The sequence below is a fragment of the Kitasatospora hibisci genome (genome assembly GCF_043950205.1).
GTDB classification, from domain to species: domain Bacteria; phylum Actinomycetota; class Actinomycetes; order Streptomycetales; family Streptomycetaceae; genus Kitasatospora; species Kitasatospora hibisci.
The window spans coordinates 7,996,108-8,008,426 of the sequence record NZ_CP171642.1 but is presented as its reverse complement, the minus strand read 5'-3'; the positions used below and the strand labels follow the sequence as shown (position 1 = coordinate 8,008,426).

The 12,319-nt window shown below is 76.2% G+C and carries 10 protein-coding genes; 4 read left to right on the top strand and 6 right to left on the bottom strand.

The features are described from left to right. Nucleotides 1-167 precede the first annotated feature (167 nt). The 3 genes from ACF9IK_RS34695 to ACF9IK_RS34685 all read right to left on the bottom strand — a co-directional run bounded on the left by ACF9IK_RS34695 (nucleotide 168) and on the right by ACF9IK_RS34685 (nucleotide 4,572). Nucleotides 168-731 (bottom strand): DUF1772 domain-containing protein, encoded by a 564-nt coding sequence (locus tag ACF9IK_RS34695; protein ID WP_395298023.1) that lies wholly within the window; start codon nucleotides 729-731, stop codon nucleotides 168-170. 85 nt (nucleotides 732-816) lie between these two features. Then, nucleotides 817-1,668: an NAD(P)H-binding protein gene (locus ACF9IK_RS34690; protein ID WP_395298022.1), complete on the bottom strand. Its 852-nt coding sequence runs from the start codon at nucleotides 1,666-1,668 to the stop codon at nucleotides 817-819. Between the two features lie 144 nt (nucleotides 1,669-1,812). Then, complete coding sequence (locus ACF9IK_RS34685; protein ID WP_395298769.1) at nucleotides 1,813-4,572, bottom strand: LuxR C-terminal-related transcriptional regulator; 2,760 nt, start codon at nucleotides 4,570-4,572, stop codon at nucleotides 1,813-1,815. A gap of 400 nt (nucleotides 4,573-4,972) precedes the next feature. On the opposite strand from ACF9IK_RS34685, the gene ACF9IK_RS34680 reads away from it, so the two are divergent. After that, on the top strand, nucleotides 4,973-5,857 hold the full coding sequence (locus ACF9IK_RS34680; protein ID WP_395298021.1) for a universal stress protein: 885 nt from the start codon (nucleotides 4,973-4,975) through the stop codon (nucleotides 5,855-5,857). Nucleotides 5,858-5,875: 18 nt separating this feature from the next. Here the strand turns inward: ACF9IK_RS34680 and ACF9IK_RS34675 are convergent, their stop codons facing one another. The 3 genes from ACF9IK_RS34675 to ACF9IK_RS34665 form a co-directional block, all read right to left on the bottom strand. Continuing rightward, a complete protein-coding gene (locus ACF9IK_RS34675) occupies nucleotides 5,876-6,493 on the bottom strand; it encodes a flavodoxin family protein (protein ID WP_395298020.1) in 618 nt (205 codons plus the stop codon). Between the two features lie 172 nt (nucleotides 6,494-6,665). Then, entirely contained in the window at nucleotides 6,666-7,286 is a 621-nt protein-coding gene (locus ACF9IK_RS34670; protein WP_395298019.1) for a flavodoxin family protein, read from the bottom strand. 107 nt (nucleotides 7,287-7,393) lie between these two features. Beyond that, the gene (locus ACF9IK_RS34665; protein ID WP_395298018.1) at nucleotides 7,394-8,311 is read right to left on the bottom strand and encodes an alpha/beta fold hydrolase; all 918 of its coding nucleotides are present in this window, start codon (nucleotides 8,309-8,311) and stop codon (nucleotides 7,394-7,396) included. A gap of 120 nt (nucleotides 8,312-8,431) precedes the next feature. Here ACF9IK_RS34665 and ACF9IK_RS34660 point away from each other — a divergent pair, with 120 nt between their 5' ends. From ACF9IK_RS34660 to ACF9IK_RS34650, 3 genes are all read left to right on the top strand, one after another. After that, complete coding sequence (locus tag ACF9IK_RS34660) at nucleotides 8,432-9,157, top strand: TetR/AcrR family transcriptional regulator C-terminal ligand-binding domain-containing protein (RefSeq protein WP_395298017.1); 726 nt, start codon at nucleotides 8,432-8,434, stop codon at nucleotides 9,155-9,157. Between the two features lie 85 nt (nucleotides 9,158-9,242). Next, on the top strand, nucleotides 9,243-10,292 hold the full coding sequence (locus ACF9IK_RS34655) for a TIGR03617 family F420-dependent LLM class oxidoreductase (protein WP_395298016.1): 1,050 nt from the start codon (nucleotides 9,243-9,245) through the stop codon (nucleotides 10,290-10,292). 259 nt (nucleotides 10,293-10,551) lie between these two features. After that, complete coding sequence (locus ACF9IK_RS34650; protein WP_395298015.1) at nucleotides 10,552-12,207, top strand: TolB family protein; 1,656 nt, start codon at nucleotides 10,552-10,554, stop codon at nucleotides 12,205-12,207. Nucleotides 12,208-12,319: the final 112 nt, after the last annotated feature.

Here is a 12,319-nt window from a genome sequence, read left to right as displayed (position 1 = left end):
CCCCTTCCCCAGGGGTTGCACACCCCCGGCGGTCGCTGTTCGCAGCCATGATTCTAGACCCCCACGATGCATCCAAGTCACCGGTACCACAACGGACTTGGCCGACAGCACAGAGAGCGCACAGGGTGCGCACCGGGCTGTCGGCCGACGGCGGAGGCGGTGCCGCGTCAGCGCGCGGCGCGGGCGTGCAGGAGCAGGGCGCGCACCAGGGCGGCCAGGCCCGCCGTACAGAGCAGCGTCCGCACCACGTTGGCGGTCACCCAGGTGGACTCGAAGCGGTCGCGGACGGCCCCGAGGTCCTGGATCAGCGCCGGGTCGCCGGCCCCGGCCAGCTCGTTGTTCAGCGGGACGTTCACCGCCATGGTGACCACCAGGGCGACGAGGTAGAGGGCGGTCGCGGCGGCGGCCCAGAGCGCGGCGCCGCGGCGGCCGCCCTGGTACTGGACGAAGGCCGCGCCACCCGTGACGACGAGCGCGGCGACGAAGACGAGGCCGAAGACACCGTTCTCTATCGCCTTGTTGACGTTCTGCATCGCGGTGACGTACGTCCGGTCGTCGCCGCGGGCCAGGCCCGGCATCACGGACACGTCGAAGGCGAAGAAGAGGCCCGCCATCAGGCCCATGGCGACGGTGGCGGCGCCGAGGAGCGGCCCGGCCGCCCGGCCCGGGGCCGCGGCGGCGGGAGTGAGGGAAGCGGCAGGGGCGGCCGGGGCGGTCCGGTCGAGGCTCATCGGGTCGTCCTTCGGTGGGCGGGGCACGGTCGGGTGGAACGGACGCCGGCCCGGGCGTCATCGGGCCCGGGCCGGAAGCGGTGGATCAGGCGTTCCAGGCGCCGCGGGCGGCGGCCGCCTGGGCGAACTCCGTGAAGTCCCGGGGCTCGCGGCCCAGCGCCCGCCGGACGCCGTCCGACAGGTGGGCGTTGCGGCCGTCCAGGATCAGGGTGAAGAGGTCGGCGAAGTCGCCCGGCAGACCGGCCGCGGCCAGCACCGCCCGGTACTCCTCGACGCCGACCGGAGTGAAGCGGATCTCGCGGCCGGTGGCCGCCGTCAACTCGGCGGCGACATCGGCGAAGGAGAGCAGGCGCGGCCCGGTCAGCTCGTACACCTCGCCATGGTGGCCCTCTTCGGTCAGCGCCGCAACCGCCACGTCGGCGATGTCGTCCGCGTCCACGAAGGGCTCGACGGCGGCGCCGGTCGGCAGCGCCAACTCGCCCGACAGGACGGGCTCCAGGAAGAAGCTCTCGTCGAAGTTCTGATTGAACCAGGCGCAACGCACGACGGTCCAGCCGGTACCCGCGTCGCGCACCCCGGCCTCGGCGGCCCGGGCCGCCTCCTCACCCCGGCCGGAGAGCAGGACCAGCCGCTCCACCCCGGCCGCGGCGGCGAGCCGGGCGAAGGCGCCGACCGTCTCGACGGCCCCCGGGAAGGCGAGATCAGGGTAGTAGGAGAGGTAGACGGCGGTGACGCCGTCCAGGGCGGGCGCCCAGGTGCTCCCGTCGTTCCAGTCGAACGGGATCGCGGCGCTGCGCGAGCCGATCCGGACCGCGCGGCCGCGGTCGGCCAGCCGCTCGGCGACGCGGCGGCCGGTCTTGCCGGTCCCACCGGTCACGAGGACGAGGGGGCTCGAAGTCGGTTCGTTCTGGGAGGAGTTCTGCGTGTCGTTCGTCATGCCCCCCAGTCAACCCGGCCGGGCGGACGGCGACCATGGTCGCCGAGCTCAGCTCCATACGCGTGCGTCTACCTCCGTCTCCGGGCGAGGCGGGGGCCCGCCGTCGCTCGGCCGGCGGGGAACGGGCAGGGCTGTGGCCGGGACCTACAGGAGATGCAGCCGGCGGGCCTGCCGGACGGCGTCCGCCCGGCGGGTGGTCCGCAGCTTGCGGTTGATGCTCTTCAGGTGCGTCTTCACGGTGTTGGCCGACAGGTGGAGGTCCTCCGCGACCTCCTCAGTGGACATCAGCTCGGCCACCCGCTCCAGCACCTCCCGCTCACGGACCGTCAGCGGATCGACCGGCGGTTCGTCCGCCGGAGCGTCCGGGCCGTCCACCGGACCGGCCGGGCCGCGCAGGCCGTCCGGCAGCCAGCCGTGCGGGGCGGTGAGGGCGGGCCTGGCCCGGAGGAAGGCCGCCGCCCAGGGCCCCGCGTCCACGAACGGGCGGCAGAGCCGGTCCGGCCGGGCCAGGACCAGGGCGCGGGCCGCCAACCGGTGCGCGGCCTCCTCACGCCCGGCCGCGGCGCTCAGCTCGGCCCGCACCAGCAGGGCGCCGATCGCCGGGCCCGCCGCCCGGCAGGCCTCCGGGGGGAGGGCCGCGAGTGCCGCCCGGGGGTCGCCGGCGGCAAGGTGGGCGCGGGCGGCGAGCACCGCCTCGTACTCGCCGAAGGCGCCCCGTGCCGCGGGGCGGGACGGGGTGGATCCGGCCGAAGCCGTACCGGCCTCGGCCCGGTCCGGGAGGTCCGCCGGCTCCCTGCCGCCCACCTGTACCGCCCCCGCCCCGACCTGCTCCGCGTCCGCACGCTCCGCGCCGCCCTGACCGGTCCGGACGCCCGCGGCCGCCAGCCCGGCCAGCGCGGCCGCGGGGTCGCCCGAGCGGAGCCTCGCCTCGGCCGTGACGGCGGCCGCCCGCCGCACCGCCCACGGCGGGTCCGCCGGCGGGCCGCCCGCCTCCGCCAGGACCGCCAGGGCCCGACGCGGATCCCCGTGGAGCAGCGCGAGGCGGGCCCGGGTGAGCCGGAGCAGCACGGACCACAGCAGGTCCGCCCTGTCGTCGGCCGCCGCCTCGGCCCGGTGCAGGCTGAGCCGGGCTGCCGCGAGATCGTCCCGCTCCGCGGCGGTTTCGGCGAGGACCAGGTGGGCGAGGGCGCAGCCGGCGTCGACCGGTGCGCCCCGGCCCCCGGCGTCCTCGACCGCCCGGCGGGCGTGCTCCTCGGCGCGCCCGGTGGCCCCCTCCCAGAGCTCGGCGAGGGCGAGCAGGGCGAGTGCCTCGCACCGCGGGACCGGCCGGGTCGGCTCCTGCGGCGTCCGGAGCACGGGTTCCAGGGCGGTACGGGCGGCGGCGGGACGGCCCTGTCCGAGCCGGACGGCGGCCAGAGCGGTGGCGAGCAGGACGGGGAACTCCGGATGCTCGCGCCGGCGCCGGACCGACAGGCGCGGACCGAGGCGTTCCAGGGCGTCCGCGGCCTGCTCGCCGCAGGCTCCGGTCGCGCGGGCCACGACCGCGTGCAGGAACGCCTCGGTGCTCCGGAAGGCGACCTCGTCGGCGCCCGCACGGTCGGCGCCGCGGGCCGCGCTCGCCAGGTGCCCGGCGGCGGCGGTCACCTCGCGGGCGGCCAGCGCACGCGCGGCGCGGACCAGGTCGGCGGCGCCGCCGCCGGTGGCGGGCGGCATCGCGGCGAACACGTCGGCCGGAGCGGTCGGGCCGCGGTCGGCGAGGAACGACCCGATGGCGAGGTGCTCCACCAGCCACCCGGCGGCGAGACCCCACTGCTCGGCGGCGGCGGCCTGCCGCACGGCCTCGTCCAGCAGGCCGGCCCCGTGCAGCCAGCGGGCCGCCCGCGCGTGCAGCTCCCCCGGCAGCGCGGGCCGCCGGGCCCGCAGCTGCACCCGCAGGATCTCCGCGAACAGCGGGTGGTGCCGGTACCAGGAGCCGCCGACGGGGGTGACGAACGCGTTGGCCTGCGCGAGCTCGTCCAGGATCCGCTCGGCGTCCCGACGGCCGGTGAGCGCGTCGGCCAGGCCGGGGTGGACGCGCTCCAGCACGCTGGTACGCAGCAGGAGGTCGCGGGTGGCGGCGGGCTGGGTGCCGAGGACCTCGGCGAGCAGGAAGTCGGCGATGGTGCTGTGCCCGGCCTCGAACTCCTTGAGGTACTGCTCGCGGTCCGGCGCGTGCTCGGCCGCCAGGGCGGACAGCCGCAGGCCCGCGGCCCAGCCCTCGGTGCGCCCGGTCAGCGCCCGCACGCCGTCCGGGGACAGCTGCAGGCCGTGGTGGCGCAGCAGGACGGCGGCCTCCTCGCAGGTGAACGCGAGGTCGGCGGCCCGGAGCTCGGTGACGAGGTCCGCGGCGCGGTAGCGGTGCAGCGGCAGGAGCGGTTCGGTGCGGCTCAGCAGGACGAGCCGCAGCCCGGCGCCGGCGTGCCGGGAGAGGGCGTGCAGGTCGGCGGCCGGGCCGGGGTCGGTGAGCTGTTCGCAGGCGTCCAGGACGAGGACGAGGGGGTCCGGGCGGACGGCGAGGATCCCGGCGAGGCGGACGGGGAGGTCCGGGTCGGCGGGTGCGGCACCGATCAGCCCGGTCAGCTGGTCGCCGCGCACGGCGCCGGCGTGGTGGAGGGCCCGGACGAGGCTGCTCCGGAAGGCGCCGGGGAGGTTGTCGCGGGCGTCGGCGGTGAGCCAGGCGACGGGGCCGGGCAGCCGGCCGGTGCGGACCCAGTCGCCGGCGAGCAGGGTCTTCCCCGCGCCGGCGGGGCCGGTGACCAGGGTCAGCGGGTGGTGCGGCAGTCCGTCGGTGAGGGGAGCGACCAGACGGGGACGGCGGACGAACGTCGGGGGGACGGGCGGTACGCGCAGGCGGGTGGCGAGCACCGTCTCCAACGGGTCCGTCTCCCTCGGGGCCGTCTCCCTCGGGGCCGTCTCCCTCGGGGCCGTCTCCCTCGGGGACGGTGGGAGACCGGGGTCACCGGCCGGGCCGCGGCGGGGCGGTGACGGCATGCTGGCCTCCAACCGTGGACGTATCGGGGCTCCCTTTGCCCGGGGGGGGTGCGGTGGGAGACGCCTCCTTTCGATCTTCTGGCGGCGCCGGCCCGCCCGCAACGGGGGTGGCCCGTGGCGGGGCGCGGCGGCCGCGAAGTCGCCGGGCGCCGCGCAGCGGGCCGGGGCGCGACCCGCCGTCGGCGTTGCGGTGCCCGGCCGGAGTCCTACGGTGGAAAGCGGGGCGGTGGCAGCGGAGTTCCGACCGCCCGTCCCGAGCCCAGCTGGAGGAGTCATGGCAGCCGACGGTGGGCGACGTCCCGTCGTCCTGGGCGTGGACGCGACCGCGCCCGAATCGGCCGCGGTCGTCTGGGCCGCCGACGAGGCCGCGGTTCGCGGGCTGCCGCTGCGGCTGGTGCACGCCGTGGAGCCGATGGAGGTGAACCTGCGCGGCTTCGACGAGAGCCACCGCCACCGAAGGCTGCGCGAGCGGGGCGACGAGGCGCTGGCCAAGGCGCTGGCGCTGGTCCGCGACCGGCAGCCGGACGTGGACGCGGCCGCCGTCCTCGCCGACGACCTCCCGGCGCCGGCGCTGTGCGAGGAGTCGCAGCACGCCGAGCTCGTCGTCCTCGGCTCGCGCCGGATGAGCCGGCTGGACGAGTTGCTGAGCTCCTACTCGGTCGCGGTGCCGCTCGCCGCCCAGAGCGACTGCCCGGTGGTGGTGGTCCGCGAGTCCGGGCACGACACCGACCGGCCGGTCGTGGTGGCCGGGTTCGACGCCAGCCCCGAGTCCCGGGCGGCCCTCGACGTCGCCGCCGACCTGGCCGCCCGGCGCGGCGCGCGGCTGCGGGTCGTCCAGGTGTGGAGCCCGCCGCTGCTGCGCTCCGGCGACCAGGAGCGGCACCTGGCCGAGCTCGACCGGGTGCTCGCCGAGGCCCTCGCCGCGCGGGCCGCCGACCATCCGGCGCAGATGCTCAGCCACGAGACCGTCCCCGGGCACCCGGTGGAGGAACTCGTCAAGGCCTCCGAGCGGGCGCTGGCGGTCGTGGTGGGGCGGCGCGGCCACGGCGGGTTCACCGGCATGCGGCTCGGCTCCGTCCCGCACGGCCTGCTCCACCACGCGCACTGCCCGGTGGTCGTCGTCCCGCCCCCGGAGGGCACGCGCGAGCGGCCCGGCTAGCCCGCGCCCGGTTCGCGGCTACTTCACGTCGACCACCGGCTCGTGGGGGAACCGGGCGAGTGGGGCGTCGCGGTGGAAGAAGGTCTTGGCACGCTCCAGGGCCCGCGCGTCGTCGCGCACCTGGCCGGGGGCGGAGCCGTTGCCGAACAGCACACCGCCGAACCGCATCCGCATGTAGGCCGCGGAGTTGTTGAGGGTGGTGACCATCCCGTCGGCGACCTCCTCCTCGGTGTGGGCCATGACCGTCACGCCCCAGAGCGTCCGGCCGGCCATCCGGGCCCTGAAGTCCGCGCCGGGCAGGCGCAGCCAGCGCGACCAGTGGTCGAGGTAGCGCTTGGCCTGGGCCGAGACCGTGTACCAGTACAGCGGCGAGACGATCACGACGTCGGTCGCCGCCAGCGTGGCCGTCAGCAGCTCCTCCTCGCCGTCCCCGACCGGCCAGGTGCCCTCGTCGTGCCGCCCGTCCTGGAAGTCGGCCAGCGGGATCCGGTTCAGGTCCACCCAGCGCCGGGACACGCCGGACGGAAGCTGCTCGGCGGCGGCGCGCGCGAGGATCTCGGTGTTGCCGTCCGAGCGCGAGCTGGCCAGGACGAAGAGGAACGAGCGGTCGGTGCCGGCGGCGGTGTCGTTGGTCATCCGGGGTCCTGTCTCGGGCCCGGCCACGGCAGGCGGCGGGACCGGCCCCCGCCCGCAGCGCCGGGAGGCGGTACGGTCTCACCACCTGCAACCCACCCCGCCCCGACCGGTATTCCGGTCGGGGCGGGGTGCGGCGGTCCGCTGCGGGACGGGCCGTGTGGCGGACCGCCCGTCAGGCCGCGGCGAGCGCGGCGTCGGCGGCGGCCAGGCGGCGGGCCTGCTCGGCGACCCGGCGGCCCAGGTGCTCGGCCGTGGCCAGATCGGCGGGGTTCATGTCCTCCGGCCCCTGGTCGCCGTTCGACTGGGCGGCGGCGCCGAGCCAGAAGCCGAGCCGGTTGAGGTCCTGGGCGGTGCCGGTGCTGCGGTTCCAGCCCGGCAGCAGGCCCAGACTCACCCAGGTCATGCCGTGCTGGGCCGCGAAGACCGACAGCGACTGCAGGGCGTTGAGCTTGTCCCCGCTCATCGCACCGGAGTTGACGAAGCCGGCGGCCAGCTTGTCCTGCCAGGCCTGGGCCGCCCAGCGCTTGCTGGTGGACTCGGCGAAGGTCCGGAAGGCTGCCGAGACGTCGCCCAGGTAGGTGGCGGAGCCGAAGACGATCGCGTCCGCGCCGTCGAGCACCTCCCAGTCCTCCTCGGTGACGGTGTCGACGGCGATCAGCCGCGCGTCGGTGCCGGGCACGGACGCGGCGCCCCGGCGGACGGCCTCGGCCTGGCGGGCGGTGTGGCCGAAGCGGCCGTGGTAGGCGACGGCGACGGTGACGCCGCGCAGTCCGGCGGCGGGCTCGTTGGACATGTGGATTCCCCCTGAGTGGTGGTGGTGCCGGGTGTGGTGGCCGCACGCGGCCGGACGGTCCTGGTGGCTTCGCCGCCGGCGCGGACCGGGCGACCGGCGACGTGCCGTCAGTCCCGGCCGCGCGCGAGGAAGGCGTCGATCAGCCGGGCGATCTCCGGGAGCTTCTCCTCCAGCGCGAAGTGCCCGGTGTCGAACACGTGCAGCTCCGCGTCGGGCAGGTCGCGCAGGTACGCACGGGCCCCGGGCTCGGTGAAGAAGGCGTCGTTGCGGCCCCACACGATCAGCGCCGGCGGCCGGTGGGTGCGCAGCCACTCCTGCCAGGCCGGGTAGAGCTCGACGTTGGAGTGGTAGTCGAGGGCCAGTTCGACCTGGATGTCCTTGCGGCCGGGCAGGTCGAGGAAGTGCTGGTCCAGCGTCCAGCCGTCGGGGGCCACCAGCTCCGGGTCGGCGGTTCCGCCCTCGTACTGACTGCGGGTCATCTCCGCGGTGAGGATGGCACGGACCCTGTCGGCCGCGCCCTCGACGCCGTGCCGGTTGGCGATGAACTCCCGGGCGAGGTCGGAGAGCCCCTCCTCGTAGGCGTTGCCGTTCTGGACCACCAGGCCGGTGATCCACTCCGGGTGCCGGGTGGCCAGCCGCAGGCCCACCGGGGCTCCGAAGTCGAAGACGTAGAGCGCGAACCGGTCCAGACCGAGGGCCTTGCAGAAGCCCTCGGCGACGTCGGCGAGGGTGTCGAAGCGGTAGTCGAAGTCGCCGGGCGCCGGGCTGTCGGTGTGCCCGAAGCCGGGGTAGTCCGGCGCGACCAGGCGGTAGCGGGTGCCGAGCACGTCGAAGAGCCGGCGGAACTGGTGCGAGGCGGACGGGAAGCCGTGCAGCAGCAGGAGCACGGGCGCGTCCGCCGGGCCGGCCTCGCGGTAGAAGACGCGCAGGCCACCGACGTCGACGAAGCGGTGGCGGACGGCCGGCGGCACCGGCAGCGGCGGGGTGACGGCGGGCGACGGTTCGTTGGCGGCTGGATCAGCCATGAGGACACTCCCCCTAAACTGGACCCGAGTTGGGTTAGCGCGATAATGACAGGGCGCAGGCCCCAAACACAACAGGAGTTCAGTTTGCCTCAGGCCCCGGAAGGACTCTCGGAAGGAACCGTGGACGGTCCCCCGACCGGTTCCACGGACGACCGGCCGGACGACCGGCCGGGCACCCGGCGGCCCGGCGGCCGGACCGCCCGGACCCGGGCCGCCGTACTCGCGGCCGTGCGGGAGGAGCTGGTCGAGACCGGCTTCGCCCAGGTCACGGTGGAGAAGGTCGCCCGGAGGGCGGGTGTCGCCAAGACCACGGTCTACGCCCGGTGGCGGGACCTCCCCGGCCTGGTCGTCGACCTGCTCGCCGACCTCTCCACCACCCGCGTGCCACTGCCCGACACCGGCTCGCTCGACGAGGACCTGCAGCTGGTCGCCCGGCGGCTGCTGGAGCTGATGCGGACCGAACCCGACATGACGATGTTCCGTGCGATCGTCGCCACCGCCGTCCACCACCCCGCGGCGCGCGAGGCGCTCAGCGCCTTCTTCCGGCAGCGCCTCGCCACCACCGCCGAGCTGGTCGACCGCGCCATCGAGCGGGGCGAGGTCCCGCCCGGCACCTGCCGGCTGGAAGTCGTCCGCACCATGTCCGGCGCCTTCTACTACCGCATGTTCATCACCGGTGAACCGCTGACCGAGGCCGTCGCGGACCGAGCGGCGGCCGTCGCCGCACACTCCGCCCGGGCCGGCCTGCTGCTCGCGGCGCCGGCCGGCGCAGAGGGCGACGACGGAGAGCACGGCGACGGGGAAGGCCGCGACGGCCCGCGCACCGACGGCCCGCGCACCGGCTGAAGGCCGACCGGCGGCGGCGCGGAGGGCCGCACCCCGGCGTGGGAGGCTGGGGCGCACCCGTTCCGCCCCACGAGGAGCCGACACCTTGGACCGCCCGACCGCCGCCCTCCGCCTCGACGCCATCGCCTCCGGACACCCGGCGGGCATCCTCGACGCCGCCGAGCAGGCCGAACGCCGCGGCATGGACCGGCTGGTGGTGTCCGAGACCGCCTACGACCCGTTCCTGCAGCTCGCCCGCGCCGCCGACCGGACCAGCACCGTCGAACTGGCCACCGGAGTCGCCGTCGCCCTCGCCCGGACCCCGATGACGCTGGCCTACCAGGCCTGGGGTCTGCACGCGGCCTCCGGCGGACGGGCCGTCATCGGCCTCGGCTCGCAGGTGAAGCCACACATCGAGAAGCGGTTCGGCATGCCCTGGGACCGCCCGGCGGCCCGGATGCACGAGTACGTCCACGCGGTGCGGGCGATCTGGCAGAGCTGGCAGACCGGCGACCGGCTGCGCTTCCGCGGCGACTTCTACACCCACACGGTGATGACCCCGGTCTTCTCCCCCGACCCGGTCCCGGCCGGCGTACCCCGGATCCTGCTGGCGGGGGTCGGCCCGCTGATGGTCCGCACGGCCGGCGAGGTGGCGGACGGCTTCCTGAGCCACCCGTTCACCTCCGTCGCCTACCTCACCGAGCAGGTGCTGCCCCGGCTGGCCGAGGCACGCGGGCGCGCCGAGGCCGAGGGCGCCGCCTGGACCGACCGACCCTTCGAGATCTCCGGCAGCGTGCTCACCGCGACCGGCCGCACCGAGGAGGAGTTGCGGGCCAACCTCGCCAAGGTGCGCGAGCGGCTCGCCTTCTACGCGTCCACCCCCGCCTACCGGCCGGTGCTCGCCCAGCACGGCTGGGAGGACCTCCAGGAGGAGCTGCACCGCCTGTCGGTGCGCGGCCGCTGGGAGGAGATGGCCGCCCTGGTCGACGACCGGGTGTTCGACACCTTCGCCGTGGCCGGGACGGTCGGGGAGGTCGCCCGGGAGATCCGCCGCCGCTACGCCGGCCTGACCACCCGGGTCTCGGTCAGCCTGCCCGAGGACGCGGACCCCGAGCTCGGTCTGGAGGTGCTGGCCGCCGTCCGCGATCTGGGCTGACCCGGCCCGGCGGGTGCGCCGCCCGCGCCCCCTCCCGCCGACCGGACGGCCACCGGAGCCGGCCGCCGCGCGCGGCAGGATTCTTGGCGCGATGTCGTCACTCTCCGAAGCCGGGCGTTGACCGCGGAGCAAGGCGGACGGTTGGCTCGCCCCAGGGGCGTGGACACCACACCCCGCAGCCGGCCGCCGGGGGCGGACCGCGCGGACGAGGCGCGAAGCCGCGCGCGGCGACGGCACGACCGAAGGAGGGGACCAACCCGTGGCGAATTCACCGACGACCCGCACGGACAAGGCTCATGACACGGCGCCGGGGAAGGCTGGAGGGCCCGCGCGGGGCCTGGCGCCGGGGCGCCGGCGGGCGACCGCGGTCGTCGCCGCGCTGGTGGCGGCCGCGCTGGCCGGGACGGCGGCGCCCGCCGCGGCCGGTCCGGCCCGGTCGCCCTGGACGTCCACCAGCCGGGTGAGCACCGGCCAGGCCGGCGCGCAGCCCGACGGTGCGTCGTGGGCCAACGGGCTGAGCGCCGACGGCCGGTACGCCGTGTTCAGCTCGAACGCCGGCAACCTGGTGCCGGGCGACACCAACGGCCAGACGGACGTCTTCGTACGGGACAGCTGGACCGGCCGGATCGAGCGGATCAGCCTGGCCGAGGACGGCGCTCAGGGCGCCTCCGGCTCCTACGACGGCGCGATCAGCGGCAACGGGCGCTACGTCGTCTTCACCTCGACCGCCGCGCTGGCCGCCGGTGACACCAACGGCGTCGAGGACATCTACGTCCGCGACCGCTGGACCGGCCGCACCGAGCGGCTGACCACCGGCGACCCCACCCGGGACCAGACGGACCGCAACTCCTACCGCCCGTCGGTGAGCCTGGACGGCCGCTACGTCGCCTTCGCCTCCACCCGGACCGACCTGGTGCCGGAGGGCACCCCCGGCCTCGCCAACATCTTCGTCACCGACCGGTGGAACGGCACCACCCGGCTGATCACCGTCGGCGCGAACGGGACGCCGGCCGACCGCCCCTCCGCCGAACCGGTGATCAGCGCGGACGGCAGCACCGTCGGATTCATCTCGAAGGCCACCAACCTCCTGCCGTCGGACGGCGGTGGCACGCCCGCCCCCGCCCCGCAGTCGACGGCCCCGAAGTCGACGGCCCCGCGGACGCCCGGCCCGCAGGAGGTGACCCCGCACGCGACCCCGCAGCCGGCCTTCGCGCAGCCGAGCGCGGCGGAGGCCGCCGCCGAGGACGCGGTCCCCGACCACCGTCCGGGCGTGCCGTCCGGGGCCGGCCGGCCGGCCTCCGGGCCGGGCGTCGCGGCGCCGACGGGAGCACACGCAGAGATCCTCAAGCCGCGCCAGTACCCGTTCTACCTCCACGACCTGCGGACCGGACGGACCAGCGGCGGGAGCATCGGCACCGACGGCGCGCTGCGCGGCGCCGCCGGCGGCTCGATCAGCCCGGACGCCCGCTACGCCCTGTTCTCGCTGCCGGTGACGGAGCCGGCGCAGCCGGAGGGCGGCCTCGGCTGGCACTTCCAGGTCTTCGTCCGCGACCTGCGCCAGGGCACCGTCCGCCCGATCGGCACCGGCCTCGGCGGCGCCGCACTCACCGGTTCCTCCTACGACGCCGTGATGGCGGCCGGCAACCGCTGGGTCTACTTCACGTCGTCCGCCGACAACCTGGTGGCCGACGACACCAACCAGGTCGAGGACGTCTTCCGCCACGACCTGCGGACGGGCCGCACCGAGCGGGTCAGCGTCTCCTCGGACGGAGCGCAGACGGCGGGCTCGTCCTACCTCCCGTTCGTCGACGCGCTCGGCACCACCGCCCTGTTCACCTCGGAGGACGGCACGCTCGTCGTGCCGGACACCAACGGCGCCTCCGACGCCTTCGCCCGGCGGCTCCCGCCGCTCTGACCCGAATCCGCAGGTAGTGGCCGACGGTCCGTCAGTTGATCTCTGTGCTGGCCGTTGGCCCGGGTTCAGGGTTTCCGGGTAGGCCGACGGTCCGGCTGTCGTGCCGGGTGGA

What these genes read in the sequence shown, in the direction of transcription:
- ACF9IK_RS34695 (WP_395298023.1), bottom strand. Translation starts at nt 731, where the DNA reads ATGAGCCTCGACCGGACCGCCCCGGCCGCCCCTGCCGCTTCCCTCACT.
- ACF9IK_RS34690 (WP_395298022.1), bottom strand. Translation starts at nt 1,668, where the DNA reads ATGACGAACGACACGCAGAACTCCTCCCAGAACGAACCGACTTCGAGC.
- ACF9IK_RS34680 (WP_395298021.1), top strand. Translation starts at nt 4,973, where the DNA reads ATGGCAGCCGACGGTGGGCGACGTCCCGTCGTCCTGGGCGTGGACGCG.
- ACF9IK_RS34675 (WP_395298020.1), bottom strand. Translation starts at nt 6,493, where the DNA reads ATGACCAACGACACCGCCGCCGGCACCGACCGCTCGTTCCTCTTCGTC.
- ACF9IK_RS34670 (WP_395298019.1), bottom strand. Translation starts at nt 7,286, where the DNA reads ATGTCCAACGAGCCCGCCGCCGGACTGCGCGGCGTCACCGTCGCCGTC.
- ACF9IK_RS34665 (WP_395298018.1), bottom strand. Translation starts at nt 8,311, where the DNA reads ATGGCTGATCCAGCCGCCAACGAACCGTCGCCCGCCGTCACCCCGCCG.